Annotated in this window: 17 protein-coding genes; 4 read left to right on the forward strand and 13 right to left on the reverse strand. The window is 36.2% G+C overall.

The annotated features are described in order from the left end of the window. Nucleotides 1-404: 404 nt before the first annotated feature. The 4 genes from ACM9HF_RS13830 to ACM9HF_RS13845 all read left to right on the forward strand — a co-directional run bounded on the left by ACM9HF_RS13830 (nucleotide 405) and on the right by ACM9HF_RS13845 (nucleotide 1,899). Nucleotides 405-833, forward strand: a complete 429-nt coding sequence (locus ACM9HF_RS13830; RefSeq protein WP_473609707.1) for a hemerythrin domain-containing protein — start codon at nucleotides 405-407, stop codon at nucleotides 831-833. 70 nt (nucleotides 834-903) lie between these two features. Next, nucleotides 904-1,218, forward strand: a complete 315-nt coding sequence (locus tag ACM9HF_RS13835; RefSeq protein WP_473609711.1) for a DUF883 domain-containing protein — start codon at nucleotides 904-906, stop codon at nucleotides 1,216-1,218. Between the two features lie 17 nt (nucleotides 1,219-1,235). Next, nucleotides 1,236-1,652: a hypothetical protein gene (locus ACM9HF_RS13840; RefSeq protein WP_473609715.1), complete on the forward strand. Its 417-nt coding sequence runs from the start codon at nucleotides 1,236-1,238 to the stop codon at nucleotides 1,650-1,652. Between the two features lies 1 nt (nucleotide 1,653). Continuing rightward, nucleotides 1,654-1,899, forward strand: a complete 246-nt coding sequence (locus tag ACM9HF_RS13845; protein ID WP_077343120.1) for a hypothetical protein — start codon at nucleotides 1,654-1,656, stop codon at nucleotides 1,897-1,899. Nucleotides 1,900-2,068: 169 nt separating this feature from the next. Here ACM9HF_RS13845 and map read toward each other — a convergent pair whose 3' ends face one another. The 13 genes from map to ACM9HF_RS13910 all read right to left on the reverse strand — a co-directional run bounded on the left by map (nucleotide 2,069) and on the right by ACM9HF_RS13910 (nucleotide 14,121). Further along, nucleotides 2,069-2,863: a type I methionyl aminopeptidase gene (gene map / locus ACM9HF_RS13850; RefSeq protein ID WP_473609722.1), complete on the reverse strand. Its 795-nt coding sequence runs from the start codon at nucleotides 2,861-2,863 to the stop codon at nucleotides 2,069-2,071. Continuing rightward, the gene (locus ACM9HF_RS13855) at nucleotides 2,856-3,062 is read right to left on the reverse strand and encodes a ParD-like family protein (protein ID WP_077343124.1); all 207 of its coding nucleotides are present in this window, start codon (nucleotides 3,060-3,062) and stop codon (nucleotides 2,856-2,858) included. The genes map and ACM9HF_RS13855 overlap by 8 nt, the downstream gene beginning before the upstream one ends. A 147-nt stretch (nucleotides 3,063-3,209) precedes the next feature. Beyond that, a complete protein-coding gene (locus ACM9HF_RS13860) occupies nucleotides 3,210-4,265 on the reverse strand; it encodes an OmpA family protein (RefSeq protein ID WP_473609728.1) in 1,056 nt (351 codons plus the stop codon). Nucleotides 4,266-4,478: 213 nt separating this feature from the next. Then, on the reverse strand, nucleotides 4,479-5,063 hold the full coding sequence (locus ACM9HF_RS13865; protein WP_473609731.1) for a YqaA family protein: 585 nt from the start codon (nucleotides 5,061-5,063) through the stop codon (nucleotides 4,479-4,481). Nucleotides 5,064-5,123: 60 nt separating this feature from the next. Then, entirely contained in the window at nucleotides 5,124-5,585 is a 462-nt protein-coding gene (locus ACM9HF_RS13870) for a hypothetical protein (protein WP_473609735.1), read from the reverse strand. Nucleotides 5,586-5,692: 107 nt separating this feature from the next. After that, complete coding sequence (locus ACM9HF_RS13875; protein WP_473609738.1) at nucleotides 5,693-5,941, reverse strand: hypothetical protein; 249 nt, start codon at nucleotides 5,939-5,941, stop codon at nucleotides 5,693-5,695. 60 nt (nucleotides 5,942-6,001) lie between these two features. Then, on the reverse strand, nucleotides 6,002-6,178 hold the full coding sequence (locus ACM9HF_RS13880) for a DUF1328 family protein (RefSeq protein WP_076420663.1): 177 nt from the start codon (nucleotides 6,176-6,178) through the stop codon (nucleotides 6,002-6,004). A 196-nt stretch (nucleotides 6,179-6,374) separates the two neighbouring features. Next, nucleotides 6,375-8,381, reverse strand: coding sequence for a response regulator (locus ACM9HF_RS13885; protein WP_473609743.1), 2,007 nt, complete (start codon nucleotides 8,379-8,381; stop codon nucleotides 6,375-6,377). Between the two features lie 44 nt (nucleotides 8,382-8,425). Next, a complete protein-coding gene (locus ACM9HF_RS13890; protein ID WP_473609747.1) occupies nucleotides 8,426-8,878 on the reverse strand; it encodes a response regulator in 453 nt (150 codons plus the stop codon). A 10-nt stretch (nucleotides 8,879-8,888) separates the two neighbouring features. Further along, nucleotides 8,889-10,367 carry a sensor histidine kinase gene (locus ACM9HF_RS13895; protein ID WP_473609750.1) on the reverse strand — a complete coding sequence of 493 codons (1,479 nt, stop codon included), beginning with the start codon at nucleotides 10,365-10,367 and terminating at the stop codon, nucleotides 8,889-8,891. A 22-nt stretch (nucleotides 10,368-10,389) separates the two neighbouring features. Continuing rightward, nucleotides 10,390-10,602, reverse strand: a complete 213-nt coding sequence (locus tag ACM9HF_RS13900; RefSeq protein WP_473609754.1) for a histidine kinase — start codon at nucleotides 10,600-10,602, stop codon at nucleotides 10,390-10,392. A 17-nt stretch (nucleotides 10,603-10,619) separates the two neighbouring features. Then, the gene (locus ACM9HF_RS13905) at nucleotides 10,620-11,966 is read right to left on the reverse strand and encodes a sigma-54-dependent transcriptional regulator (protein ID WP_473609761.1); all 1,347 of its coding nucleotides are present in this window, start codon (nucleotides 11,964-11,966) and stop codon (nucleotides 10,620-10,622) included. Nucleotides 11,967-12,198: 232 nt separating this feature from the next. Further along, the gene (locus tag ACM9HF_RS13910) at nucleotides 12,199-14,121 is read right to left on the reverse strand and encodes a bifunctional diguanylate cyclase/phosphodiesterase (protein WP_473609766.1); all 1,923 of its coding nucleotides are present in this window, start codon (nucleotides 14,119-14,121) and stop codon (nucleotides 12,199-12,201) included. Between the last annotated feature and the right edge of the window lies 1 nt (nucleotide 14,122).

The raw sequence follows: 14,122 nt of genomic DNA on the forward strand, positions 1-14,122 counted from the left end.
CACTGAACTCCAATCTAAAATTATCGTTAGCTTTTTTGTTATTTAAACCTCCTCAAAAACATAACCTCCCGTCTACATTCTTTAACGTTAATCTCTTCCGTGTAAATCTTTCACGTAGGGTGTGTACATCTTACGTCTGCAATTTATTGTTTTTTCCTATATTTTAATAATCCTCATGTTTTCAAGTGCTTACGTTTTTATTTTAGTTGGTACAGATATTGAACCTTATTAAGTGAACATTAAACGTTTAGGCGTAACGAGCGGTAACAAGGTATGGCATTTAATACTGACGTGGTTCGTTATTATTCTGAAATATGTACATTTTGTTGTTACCTAAACGTGAGAGATATTAGCTGAGTACATACAGGCTTATGACTTTAAACAAACGACTTGTAGGAGACCACATGAAGATATTTGAAGCATTACGTAATGATCACGATAAACAAAGGGCACTTATTAAATTGTTGCTAGACACTCATGGTGATTCAGACGTTAGAGCCGAATATTATCAACAGCTTAAAGCTGAATTAGAAACCCATGCCGTAGCGGAAGAAAGACATTTTTACGCGCCATTGATGCAATTAGACAATACGGTTGATCTGTCTCGACACGGTGTTGCCGAGCATCATCAAATTGATAAGTTTATTGCTGAGTTAGATGCGTTAGATATGAGTTCGCCACAATGGTTATTAACATTTAAAAAATTAGCTCACAAAGTAGATCACCATTTAGAGGAAGAAGAGCAAGAGTTCTTTCAGCAGGCAGGTAGAGCATTGTCTGATGGTGAAAAGGAAAAACTAGCGGATCATTATCTTACTGAAATGGCGTCTTAATACGTTATTGAACGAGCTTAAAAATACTTAATTTAATCTTAATTACATTCAACAGAAAAGGATAATTAACATGGCACAGTCAAAACAAGAAACTAAACCTGTAATCAAAAAAAATGTAGCACAAGAGCATCCAGTAGCGGATAAGTTACAAGGTACTTTACATGAGTCGGTAGACACTTTAGCCGAGAAAGTAGGCTCAGCAGAAGACACTTTGCGTGCAACCGCTCAAAGCAGCTCAGCAACGCTGGCGCAAAAGCAAAGTGAATTAAAAGAGAAATGGGATAAATCTGGCGTTAAGCAATATGCTATCGAAAATCCTGTTGCTACCGCGGGTATAGCGTTTACCGTAGGTATGCTGGTGTCGTCACTTTTAAAAAGAAGATAAGCGAGGCATAAATTAGCATGAGCATTCCAAAACAAGAGCATACCGTTAAAGAACATCACGAAGAGCGCATGGAGCAAAGTGCTTCTTTCAAGAAAACCTACGACAGTATTGAAGCTTTATTTGGAAGTAAAATTGCCAGGCTAATCGCCTCTAAAAACCTTGTAGTTGCTGAGGCTAAGCTTAGCCTTAGCGCTATTTTGTTATCGTTTGCTATTAGCTTAACGCTTGTTGTTATAGGAGCGGTAATATGGATACTGTTAAATATTGGCATAGGTTTAGTGGTTTATAAATTTATTGATTCTATAAGCCTGTCTATCATTCTGTTACTCGTTGTTAATACGTCTTTAGGTTTATGGTTATTTAAGCAGTTAAAAAGTATATGGAAATTAGTGGGATTCCACTCGACGGTTGCGCAAATTGTAGAAGGTAACTAGCATGAAATTTATTATTAAAGATGAAATAAAAGAGGTAGAAAACGCGAAGCAAATTTACACCGCAGCTTGTGCGTTTGACCAACATACCAGCTTAGTCGCCAAATCAAATATTAATACGTTATTAGCGTCTGAAGAAGGAATAGCCGCGGCTTTTGGTGCAGGTGTTGTTAAAGGAATGGTAAGCGATACAGGTACGTCTTCTCATTCTTCTTTATCTGGATTAATGCAGTTATTAATGAAGCTGTAGCGTTTTAGTTACCACGAATTTTTAACTCAGCACCATATTTTATAGTGCTTGCGATATCAATAATTAATAACCCAAAAAGCACCCGTAGGTGCTTTTTTAGTTTTTACATTTAATCAATAAGGTTGAATGAACTGGCGTTGATTTGGTGCTTTAGGCGCGGTTTTAAACGTTAGTGTTTTACTGTTTTGGCTGTTAGTATTTCATCTTCACGAAGGGTTAGTACTTCATAACCCGTTTGGGTAACTAAAATTGTATGTTCCCATTGAGCAGAAAGCTTTTTATCGCGAGTTACAACTGTCCAGCCGTCTTTTTTGGTTTTTATTTTTTTTGAGCCTTGGTTGATCATGGGTTCAATAGTGAATGTCATGCCTGCTTCTAATACCAAACCTGAATGAGGTTTTCCATAGTGCAGCACTTGAGGATCTTCGTGCATTTCTTTACCAATACCATGACCGCAATATTCTCGAACGACGCTATAACCAGCCGATTCTGCATGTTTTTGAATTGCATAACCAATATCGCCGAGTGTCGCTTTAGGTTTTACTGCTTTAATACCTTTCCACATAGACTCGTAAGTCGTTTTAACCAAACGTTTAGCTTCTGGGCTTGCTGCACTTAAAATATACATTTTACTTGAGTCACTGATAAAACCATTTTTTTCTAAGGTGATATCAACATTTAAAATATCTTTTGCTTTCAAAGGGAATTTATCATTGGGAACACCATGGCATACCACATCATTTACAGAGGTATTGAGTGAATACTGATAACCATATTGTCCTTTACTGGCGGGTCGGGCATTTAATTCATTAACAATATAACTTTCTACTTTAGTGTCAATCTCTAGTGTTGTTATACCTTCACAAATAAAGTCATCAAGCATTTTAAATACCTGGGCTAAAAGCTTGCCAGATTCCCTCATAAAATTAATTTCTGCATCAGTTTTTATCATGGTTTTATTCATGTAATAACTCTGCAATAGTAAGATTTTCTTTTAGTAATTGATTTTTAATTATTTCATGAAAAGTGAGTGTTGGGTTTAACTCGGCAAGCATTCCCATTTTGATCCAAAATTCAGCCTGTGAATTAATAGATCTAGACATTACATTACTCGATTTTCTGATTTCATCATGTAATTCGTCAGATATTTTAACTATTCCCATTATACGTTCCATATATGATTAATATACGAATCATATAGTCCATAATAGAAGATGTCAATTCTGACTCCTTGAATATAAAAAAGGGTATAAATAGTTATTAACCTATTTATACCCTGTGTTCTTATGGTTTATAGCTGTTTTGTGTAGCTATTTTTCAACCACATTTTTGGTGGTTGTTTCTATTTGAGCAACAACACGACGGTTTGCTTTATGGTCGGCAGCTGTATTGCCTTGAGAAAGAAGCTGAGTTTCTCCAAAGCCTTTTGCAGTTAGGCGGTTAGCACTAATATTGAAGTTATTAATCAATGCGTTTTTTACTGAATAAGCGCGTTTTTCTGATAAGGCTAAGTTGTAGTCTGCTTCGCCTGTTGCAGAGGTATGGCCTTCAATAACAACATCGGTATTTTTGTATTCTTTCATGAAGTCGGCTAAGCGTTGAATTTCTATCATTGAAGCAGGGCTTAATGCTGCGCTTTCCAAAGGAAAATTAACGTTTAATTTAATAGATACACTTTCTTCTGCATATAACGTACAACCTCTAGAATCTACTTTTACGTTTGCTGGCGTGTCTTTACACAAGTCATTTTTGTCAAACACACCATCTTTATCGCCATCTAGCTCTGTTTTCACGATAGGTTGAACATTTGCCGTTTTAACGGGTTTGTCTATTTTTGCAGGTGTGCTTTTTTTGGTGTCGCCAAAAGCATATTTATAACCCAGTTTGAAACCTTGGTCTGTATAGCCATAATCAACATCGCGATATACAACGGCTTCAGTATAAAATGAAGAACGATCACTTAATTTGAAGTTATAGCCAACACCAACATTAAGGGCGTTGTAGCTTTCTGCATTGTTGAAGCGTTTTACACCAGTAAATAGGTACATGTCAGAGTCTTCAGGTGTATAAATAGCGTCAACACCGTAACGATTACCATAAGATTTATCTGTACCGTTAAAAACATCGTAGCGAGTACGAGCAAGTTCTATTCTTACTTTCCAAAAGTCATTAACGGCTTTTTGTAAGTCAATACCTATTGATTTACCTGCTTCCATTTGTTGCCAATCTATTGAGCTTTCTTTAGCGGTACTTGATTTAATATAGTCGCCAAAAACACCTAATTCCCATGTTTTATCAATAGTTTCTTCTGCCATTGCTGAAGTACTTATTATTGCTGTTAAAAGAGATATTTTAAAAAATTTCATATGAATTCCTTGTATGAATTAAAAATTACTCTATGTATAAAGCAAATCACAGGCCAATTAATAAATCCTTATTATTCAATTTGTTATCTGTTTTTGTGTGTTTTGTTTTAAATAGAAAATTGTAAAAAAAACAGGGTGTAGGTAAATTTTACAATTACAGTGAAGTTTGATTATCAGGTATTTTTTCCGTAGTGAGTAAGTTTAAACAACTTATTAAAAAAAACTATTTACACCCCACATAGCTAAAATGATCATCGTTAAAACAATCATTGTTTTGGTTTTATGCTTACGGATGAGTTTTTCTGCTTTATCACCCGCGTAATAAACGATTATGGCTAAACCGAAATAACGAATAGAGCGGGCAATTGTTGCGGCAATTAAAAAAAGTGTCAGTGAATATTTAGTAGCACCGGCAGCAAGCATAGCGATTTGAAATGGAACAGGAACAATGCCTAAAGTTATTACAAACCAGAAGCCTTGGTTTTCCATTTTTTGCTTGACGCCTTCAAACTGTTCTGACGTTGAAAAAGTATTAATAATCCAATCACCCACGGCATCAAATAGATAATAACCTAAGGCATAACCAAATAAAGCGCCAATAATACAACCCAGTGTTGCCATAAGTGCAATAAGCCATAGTTTTTCACGGCGTGCTTGCATTAAAGGCACTAAAATAGCTTCTAGCGGAATGGGGACTATAGTTGATTCTAAAAAAGATGCTACGGTAAGGCTACTGAGCATATGTTTAGATTTAATGAATTTTTTGGTCTTTTTTTTAAGCTTTTTTTGAATAGACATAACCCTTCCTTCGTATACCTGTTATCAATAAATAGGCTGAAAACTTTAAAGTTAAGTGTTTTAGTTAGGCTTGCGGGTTAGGTGTAAAAAGAGCCCTAATGCGGTTAACAAAAGTGCCGTGGAAGTTATTATGGCTACTGGGTAGTATAGGTTACCTGCAAGATCTAGCTGGCTATATTTTATTACCATTATTAATCCTTCAAGCGATAAAGCAACGCATACCATACCTATAAATCTAGGCAATGTTCTTCTTAATACGGTAATCGCGTCATCTTCTTTTTTATCTGGCGTATTATTTACATATTCTTTATTTATCACGAGAGCGAGTTCAAATACCGCTAATCCAATGACTCCAGTATTTATACTACTTAAAAACATTTCCATAATATCGGAGCCGTTCAATATAGCCGTAGATATATTAATCACTAAAGAGAATAAAATGGCTGCAGCTAACCCTAAAAATATAAAGGTGAATAGGGTGGCAAAAGTGTTTTTAATAAGTAGGCTGACTGTATTGTTCATGAGTTATATTCCTGTTACTGATCAGGTGTTTGGTATGAACAGTGTGTTTTTAATGAAAAACACACTATGACCTAAAGGTGATAGTGTGTTTTAGGATGAAGCTAAAATTAACAGTCTTGATCTTTAGCTTTTAAACCTTCTTTTACATTTTCACAAGCATCTTCAATCGCGTTACCTGCATCTGTTGCAGCGTCTTTAATTGAGTCGCCTGCATCAGAGGCTGCATTTTTAGCGTCTAAAACTACTTCATCAACTTTTTCACCTGCTGTTTCTGCTTTTTGCTCTGTACAAGCACTTAAACCTAAAGCCGCGATAATTGTTAATAATAGTAATGATTTGTTTTTGTTAATAGTCATAGTCATTCTCCGTTAAAAAATAAATGTGTTTATGTTTAATATATTCAGTTAATACGTTACTTAAGCTTTTGGTGCTTTACCTCGTATAGCATTGGAAATTAATGAGATAACCAACAATACGACAAAAATAAAAAATATAATTTTTGCTACACCAGCTGCTGCTCCTGCGATGCCGCCAAAACCAAAGATAGCTGCAATAATTGCTATAACAAAAAAGGTTAATGCCCAACCTAACATATGTTTCTCCTTTTAGATTTGTTAATAAGTGTTTTCAATAATGATAATGCGAGAGTTATGCCAATGGTTAAGTTGTTGTTTTTTTAGCTGTTTTTGTTTTTATTTTGACGTGGCGTGAATATATAAAAGTAAACTTTACAGGGTGAAAATGTATAATTTTCACAATTGAGGTTTATTGGTGAATGAAGGGGGAGTTTTAAGTTATTTGTTTAAGCATAGTTAAGTTGATGGGTTTAAGCAGTGCTTGATCAATTGAAAATTCGGTTAGTACGTCTTGGCTGATTGCGTTGCCACTAATAATGGTGATTTTACTGTTAGGTGAGAGTATGCGTAATTGTTTAGACAAGGCTAAACCATTAGCGTCGGGTAGGTTTATATCTAATAATATTTGGTCGTATTGGTGGTTAGATAGCCCTTCGTTTTGTGTTAAAAGTGTTGTTGCTTCTGCTGCGCTGTGGGCAATACTTGCTTCAATATTTAAGTTATTAAGGAGTAAGGCGGTAACTTGTGCGGCGTCTTTATCGTCTTCAATAATTAAAAAATGTGTTGAGGGCGATGCGGCGTTTTCTGTTGCATTAGATACATTGTTTATCGGTTGTTCAAGCGATTTTATTTGCACTCTTGCATTTTTATTATTCGCTAAGCTTTGTGTTAACGATTGATATAAAACGTGTTTATCTATCGGTTTTGCAACTACGTCGTTAAAACCTAAGCTTTTCAGTTCTTGATGTACGCCTTTCATTGTTGCTGCTGTAACGGCAACTATTTGTGTGGTTATGCCCATTTCTCTTAGTTTTAAAATAGTACGTTTACCATCTAAAACAGGCATATGAATATCCATAAGTATGCTGTTAAAAGGGTTACCTTGTTCTTGAGCTTCTAAAATTTTAGTGATGGCATGTTCGCCATTAACGGCAAACGAGGTTTTTAAACCAAACGATCGGCAAATAAAACCAATAAGATTTCGAATATCTTTTAAGTCGTCAACAATTAATACGTGTCCGGTAATTTGAGGGAAGTTTTCTGTTGTGGCTTGTGAGTGTATTCGGTTAAAAGATAAAGGCGCAACGGTGGTATGAGATATATCGCCTAACTCAAGGGTAATAATAAATTTGCTGCCAACATTTTCTGTTGATTCTACCTCTATTGTTCCATCCATTTGTTTTAATAGTTCACAACAAATAGCTAAACCTAAGCCGGCTCCTTCTTCGTTACGTGAAACAATATCTTCCACTTGTTCAAAAGGTTTAAATATTGTGGCAAGTAAATGTGTAGGAATACCAATACCTGTATCGGTAATTGTAAAATGTAAGGTGTTTTTATTGTTGCTACGCTCTAACCATATATCTACAGTAACTGAACCTTTGTCGGTAAATTTTATAGCGTTATGGATAAGGTTAATAAACACTTGTCTTAATCGTATTGCATCAGCATTAATGTGTAGCGGTAGTGGTGTTTTAGCATTTATTTTTAGTACGATACCTTTATCTTGAGCGGTTACTGACATTAAGGCGTACAAGTCAATAATGAAGTTGTCTAATGCGATATGGGTGTAGTTGAGTTCAAGCTTATCGGCGGCAATTTTTGAAAGGTCGAGTACGTTATTTAATAAACCTAATAAATGTTTGCCATTGTCTAAAATAGTGCTTAATTCAGCATGAATATGGCTGTTTTCTTTATTGAATAATAAGAGCTCGGTATAGCCTAAAATAGAGGTTAATGGTGTACGTAGCTCATGACTAAGATGGGCAACAAATTTGTCTTTAGAACGACTACGGGTTTCGGCTTTAATACGCTCTAAGCGTTCGTTTTCAATTTCTTTTCGAGACAGTGCATAGCGAATAGCACGATGAAAACGTGTGGTGTTAAGCTCTGATTTTACAACGTAATCAACAGCCCCAGCATCTAGGGCGTCGTTATCAAGTTGATTGTCGGATTGGCCGGTTAACATAATGATAGGTATGGTACAGCCGGCATTAATCGCTTGTTTTAGTACCGACAAACCATTAATTGAGCCTAATTGATAGTCAAGTAGGCAGATGTCGTGCTTATTTTGTTTAAGTAACTCTAGCGCTTCAACGGAGCTGTCAGTCCATTGAATATCAAATTGATAGGTTGAAACTTGTTGAAGATAATCACTGGTTAATAGGTAATCGTCTTCGTCATCTTCTACTAACAATACGCTTTTTATTGGGTTATTCATAACTGATCATTATCGCCAAGTGGTTACTTAAATTGTTTAATTTATTACTTGTCTTCCGATACGGGAAACTCGACAAATTCAATCCAATATTTACCTAATGTTTTCATGAGATCAACTAGGCCTTCAAAATTAACCGGTTTGGTAATGTATGAAGCTGCACCTAAGTTGTAACCTTTAACTTTATCTTCTTCTTGCTTTGATGTGGTTAATATAACAACGGGAATGCCTTTTAGTTCTGGATTACTTTTTATTTCTTTTAACGCTTCTCGCCCGTCTTTACGTGGCATATTTAAATCAAGCAAGATCAGATTGGGCCTAGGTGATAAGGTTTTATCTTGATATTTTCCTTCTCGATTTAGGTATTCAAGTAGTTCTACGCCATCTTCAACGCTGTATAGCGTATTCAGTACGCGGCTTTCTGTTAAAGCGTCTTGTGTTAATAGCCTATCGTCTTCATCGTCGTCCGCTATTAAAATGGTTATTGCTTTAGTATTCATATTCGTGCTCTTAGCTGGTTGTGGTAAACGTGAAATTATGTGGGACTTTTATAGTGAATTCAGTGCCTGAATTTATTTCACTTTTTACGGATATCTCGCCGCCATGGCGTTCAACAATTCGTCTACATATTGCTAGGCCTATACCTGTTCCTTTGTATTGACTACGTGTGTGTAGTCGTTGAAACGGGATAAATATTTTGTCTTCAAACTCTTGTGAAAAACCAATGCCATTGTCTTTTATGGTTATTTCGTACCAGAGGCTGTCTTTTTTTAATATGGAATCGAATACAGAGTTTTCTTTATAACTGATGCTAATAATAGGGGGCGTATCGTCTTGTTTAAACTTAATAGCATTACTTAATAAGTTTAAAAACAACTGATTAAGCTGTGTTATGTCGCCATTAATCTCCGGTAAATGAGTTGTTTGAATGGTGGCTGAACTTTCATCAATGGCAACTTCTAAATCGTCTATTACATCGTGTATGACTTGATCAAGAGATACAACAACAAAAGCTTTTCCTCGCGTATTTATGCGTGAGTACTCTAACAAGTCGCTGATTAAGTTAGACATACGTTCGGCGGCATTATACATGCGTTTTAGGTAGTCTTGCCCTTTAGGATCTATCGTTGATGCGTAGCTGGTCATTAACCGGTCACCAAAAGCTCTTATTTTGCGTAACGGTTCTTGTAGATCGTGCGAGGCGACAAAAGCGAAGTCTTCTAATTCACGGTTACTACGTGCTAGCTCTTCTGCGTATAAGGTAAGTTCTTTGGTGCGTGCTTTTACTTCGTCCGCTAGTTTTATATTTTGTTCTTCTAAGGAGTTTTTGTATTGTTGTTCTGTTTTGTTGTTAACTCTAACCAACACCCATAAACCAAGCAATAATAAAAAACTGGTAATAGCTGATATGCTAAAAGTAAATTTTGCTTCTTTTTCAATAAGTTCTAGTTTTTGGTATAGATGATTTCGGTGTTTTATTTCAGCATTTTGTAATTTATCGAAATGGGCTTTTATTTCATTATAAAAGTTCTTTCCTCTTCCGGTCAGTACGGCACTAAGCGCGCGTTTTTCTTTATCGTTTAAGGCTAAATCAACAGTAAAGCTGAGCTCTATTAATTTTTGCTCAACTAAGCTTAGTAATTCAATTTGTTTGCTTTCTAGGCCAACCATATCTAAACGAAGTTTTTTAACTTCTTTGATTTGATTCATAACTTGAGAAATGGCTTCTTCGTAGGGCGCTAAATAGTCTTCGTTTTCAGTTAATAAGTAACCACGTTGCCCTGTTTCTGCCGATAAAACAAGAATATGTAACTTGTCTAAAGCCAAAATAACTTCGCCCGTATTGGTTAGGCCTTTTTGGGTTTTGGCTAGTTCGTCAATGGTTTTAATAGCAAGGGTTACATTAATACTAATAACCCCAATAACGATAACAAAAACTAACGCCCATGAAACCTTTTTATTATCTAATAATTGTTTGATGGTTGACATGTAAATACCTATTTAATGTGTATTACTTGTTTGAAATTTGTTCTAAGCATTGGCTACATTCTTGGCACGAGTCAATAATTTTATTGGCAGCTTCTAATGCTTTTTCAGGCGGCATTCCGTTTTCAAGTACCAATTTAATGAGTTCGGCTTGCATTGATATTCTATTCAACGGAGCTCGAGCATCATGAATAAGCTCGTTAATATTCTTTGATTGTACTTCGTTGTTTTGACTCATTATTAATACCTTTAATATTACTCTTTAAATTCGCCGTAAGCATGTAAGCGGTTGTAGAGTGTTTTAGTGCTAATGCCTAACATTTCTGCGGCTAAGGATTTGTTGCCGTCAACATCGGCTAGAGTAACTTTTATTAACTCTTTTTCAACATCTTCAATGGTTTGGCCCGCGGTTAAGCTGTGTTTTTGTTCGGATATTGAAGAGAAGGGCGAGCGGAAGTCTTTAGGTAACTCAACTGATGACGATTGTGGTTCAGACATTATAAAAGCACGATGAATAGTATGACGTAGTTCGCGTACGTTACCGGGCCAGTCGTAATCAACAAGTCGTTGTAATTGCGTTGCATCCCATTGATGGTTTCGATCGTATTCGTTATTCAATTCGTTTAAAAAGGTGTTGGCTAATAAGGGAATATCTTCTTTACGTTCACGTAGTGCAGGAATTGAAATAGGAAAAACAGCAAGTCGAAAATAAATATCTTCTCTCAGGTATTTTTTTTCAGCGATTTCAGCAACGGACCGATTAGATGCTGAAATTACGCGACAATTAACGTCTATTTCTTTAGTGCCCCCAACAGGTGTTACTTTTTTATTTTCGAGTACACGCAATAAGTTAGGTTGCAGGTCTATTGGCATTTCGGTGACTTCGTCTAAAAATAAGGTGCCGTTACCTGCTCGTTGAAAAACACCTTCTTTTTTCGCTATAGCGCCAGTGAATGCGCCTTTTTCATGGCCAAACAATTCGCTAGTAATAAGATCTTTTGAAATTGCCCCACAGTTGCTAGCGACTAGTTGATGTTCACTATTATTAGCTTTGTTGGTCGCGTAATGTATAGCTTGTGCTACTACCTCTTTACCTACGCCACTTTCACCCATCAGCATTACATTGGCTTGAGTTTGTGCTACACGCTCTACCATGGTGTAAAGTTCTTGCATTGCTTTTGACTCGCCAATTAAACAATCAAAATGCTTAGTGGGCATAGATGAATTATTTTTTTTGCTAGGGATTTTTTTAGCTTTATGCGATAGGGCTTGCTCTAAATCTTCGCGTTGTAATGGTTTAGCTAAATAACCGATTTTTGGACCACATAAACTACTGAGCATACCTTTAACAAGTGGATGCCCTGTGATTAGGGTGATATAGGGTGACTTTTCTGATTTGTTGATGTGATCAATTAAGTGTAAGCCACTCCCATCGGGTAGCATAAAATCTAAAAATATATGGTCAAAATCGTTAAATTCTAATACCTGATAAGCCTCTTCTAAAGAACTTGCCGTTGAAGTGTCATGACCTAGAAATTCAATAATGTGACATGCGACGTTGGTAAATTCCTCATCGTCGTCAACCAGTAATATATTTAACACGAGCATCCTTTTTTGTGGTTTAGCTTAATGCATTGGTTCACTCTATTTGCAGGGTGTTCAATTGGTATTAATACAATAAATATATAATACAGTGTTTAGGAAAAAAACGATCACTTATTCTTTTTGAAAGGTAAAAGTTTATGTCTTCTGAAATAATTTTAGGGAGGAAGCGTAATAGGAGATGGAAGTCGTGACGGTTTGTTGAGGCCGCCACGATGAACTTGTCTTGTTTTTATAAGTTAATATCTTCAGGCGCTGATATGTAACCTTGGTAGCCATCAGCTCTTAATGAGACAAAGTGTGCAAGTTGCTCTTGGTCTTCAATTCCTGTGATGATCACCTCAATTTTTAAGCCTTTAGCCACACTCATTAAGGCACGGCATAGTTCGTTGTTTTGATTTAACTTTTCATAAAAAGCAAAAGACTGATCTAATTTAATATAGTCAGGTTGAAGTTTACGTAAATAATCGAGAGAGCCAATTTGACGGCCACATTGATCTATTCCAACTTTTGCGCCTGCCGCTTTTATTATTTGGGCGATGTAATTACATTGGTCAAAGTTGTTGAGCAGAGCAGACTCGGGTATTTCAAATAAAATACGATCAACATGAGATGATTCTTTAAGAAACTCACCCAGCCATTGTGCAAAACCGGTGTCTAAAAGACTGTCGTGGGTTAAGTTTATAGCTACAGGTTGTTGAGATAAGCTTAAAATATTTTGTTTTTCAATGGTTTCTAGCAAGCACTTGTCGAGTTGGCTACCCAGTGATAACAATTCAATAAAGGGCATAAACTCTGCAGCGCTAACTGTTTGATCATCTATGTTTAGCCGACAATAAATTTCGCGTTGAATAATATCTTTCGCGGGCATGTTACATATTTTTTGCCACTGAAATACGAAGTGGTTGTTGTTAATGGCATCTTCTAATTTATTACGCCATTGTTCGCGACTATATTTTTGTGTTTGTTGCGTATCGATCCAGTGACTGATTTTATTCTCGCGGTGCGCTTGTTGTAGTGCATTATCTGTTTGCGACATTAAGTCTGAAGGTTGCATGTTTTCTATACGTTCACTAATACCTAAGTAAAAGTCAGTATTTGGCAAACAGCCAGCTTTGGTAATTTCTTGATTGATCAGTCGAATGAGTGTTTGCAGGTATTTTTCAATTTGGTGATGCTCGGCTTTGGTGATCAAAAATGCAAATTCGGTATTGGTAACACGCGTAATTATGCTGTCTGCAATTTCAGGTAACTCTGTTTTCATTCTATTAGATAACACTCTAATAATTTCATCGCGCCCCTGATAACCGTATTTGCTGTAAACCTCTTCTAACCAATCAAATTTCGCTAAAATAAGGCCGCCGTAACCAGGCTCGTTAAGCCAGTTATTCAGTTGGGCAGATAGGTATTGGCGGTTAGGTAGTTGAGATACTTGATCAATGAGCTTGTCTTCTTTTAGCTCGCTGACTTCTTGATCGAGTGTTGAAAATACTTGCTGTAGCTGAGATGACATTGAGTTAATTGCAATAACAAGTTCTTGTAATTCGGCAGTTTTAGGAAGTTTTATATCTTGGCCAAATTTTCGTTGTGCTATTTCTCTTGCTTGAACCGCAACACCATTTAATGGTTTTAAAATACGGTTTAGTCTGAGTCTTAGAGCAAAAATAGAAACGATAAAGAGGAAAGATAATACCATGATGGTATCATTCATTATGCGCCATAATTCTTGGTACCCATGGGCGGGGTGAGCTTCTATTTCAAGCTTGGCGAGTTGCATCCAGCCTGAGGTTATAACACTTTCTTTTTTTTGTACTTTAAATAAATTTAAATCAACAAACCATTGAGGTACGCCTTCAATAACGATAGGGTTTTCCCATACTTGCTCTTTACCATCAACTAACCATGTTAGGGTCACTTTACGATAAAACCCGCCTTCAAAAATAACATTAACGAGCGTTTCCGCAGATACCATATCGCCTGTTTCTATATGGGGTTGCAGCATCAAACCTAATGATGTCATGGTGTTATTGAGATCTGAGGCCATTTGCTGGCTCATAAAGTCTTTGGTTTGGTTAAACTGGAAGTAAACCAAGCTGGTCATTACTAAGAGAAATAATCCAAACAATAATGAGTTTATTTGTCTAAATAGGGTCATT

Origin of the sequence: Colwellia sp. RE-S-Sl-9, assembly GCF_048296855.1 — a bacterium.
Classification (GTDB): Bacteria; Pseudomonadota; Gammaproteobacteria; order Enterobacterales; family Alteromonadaceae; genus Pseudocolwellia.

Bases quoted from the DNA above. Each gene is read 5' to 3' on its own strand.
- ACM9HF_RS13830 (WP_473609707.1), top strand. From the start codon at position 405: ATGAAGATATTTGAAGCATTACGTAATGATCACGATAAACAAAGGGCA.
- ACM9HF_RS13835 (WP_473609711.1), top strand. From the start codon at position 904: ATGGCACAGTCAAAACAAGAAACTAAACCTGTAATCAAAAAAAATGTA.
- ACM9HF_RS13840 (WP_473609715.1), top strand. From the start codon at position 1,236: ATGAGCATTCCAAAACAAGAGCATACCGTTAAAGAACATCACGAAGAG.
- ACM9HF_RS13845 (WP_077343120.1), top strand. From the start codon at position 1,654: ATGAAATTTATTATTAAAGATGAAATAAAAGAGGTAGAAAACGCGAAG.
- map (WP_473609722.1), bottom strand. From the start codon at position 2,863: ATGAATAAAACCATGATAAAAACTGATGCAGAAATTAATTTTATGAGG.
- ACM9HF_RS13855 (WP_077343124.1), bottom strand. From the start codon at position 3,062: ATGGGAATAGTTAAAATATCTGACGAATTACATGATGAAATCAGAAAA.
- ACM9HF_RS13860 (WP_473609728.1), bottom strand. From the start codon at position 4,265: ATGAAATTTTTTAAAATATCTCTTTTAACAGCAATAATAAGTACTTCA.
- ACM9HF_RS13865 (WP_473609731.1), bottom strand. From the start codon at position 5,063: ATGTCTATTCAAAAAAAGCTTAAAAAAAAGACCAAAAAATTCATTAAA.
- ACM9HF_RS13870 (WP_473609735.1), bottom strand. From the start codon at position 5,585: ATGAACAATACAGTCAGCCTACTTATTAAAAACACTTTTGCCACCCTA.
- ACM9HF_RS13875 (WP_473609738.1), bottom strand. From the start codon at position 5,941: ATGACTATTAACAAAAACAAATCATTACTATTATTAACAATTATCGCG.
- ACM9HF_RS13880 (WP_076420663.1), bottom strand. From the start codon at position 6,178: ATGTTAGGTTGGGCATTAACCTTTTTTGTTATAGCAATTATTGCAGCT.
- ACM9HF_RS13885 (WP_473609743.1), bottom strand. From the start codon at position 8,381: ATGAATAACCCAATAAAAAGCGTATTGTTAGTAGAAGATGACGAAGAC.
- ACM9HF_RS13890 (WP_473609747.1), bottom strand. From the start codon at position 8,878: ATGAATACTAAAGCAATAACCATTTTAATAGCGGACGACGATGAAGAC.
- ACM9HF_RS13895 (WP_473609750.1), bottom strand. From the start codon at position 10,367: ATGTCAACCATCAAACAATTATTAGATAATAAAAAGGTTTCATGGGCG.
- ACM9HF_RS13900 (WP_473609754.1), bottom strand. From the start codon at position 10,602: ATGAGTCAAAACAACGAAGTACAATCAAAGAATATTAACGAGCTTATT.
- ACM9HF_RS13910 (WP_473609766.1), bottom strand. From the start codon at position 14,121: ATGACCCTATTTAGACAAATAAACTCATTATTGTTTGGATTATTTCTC.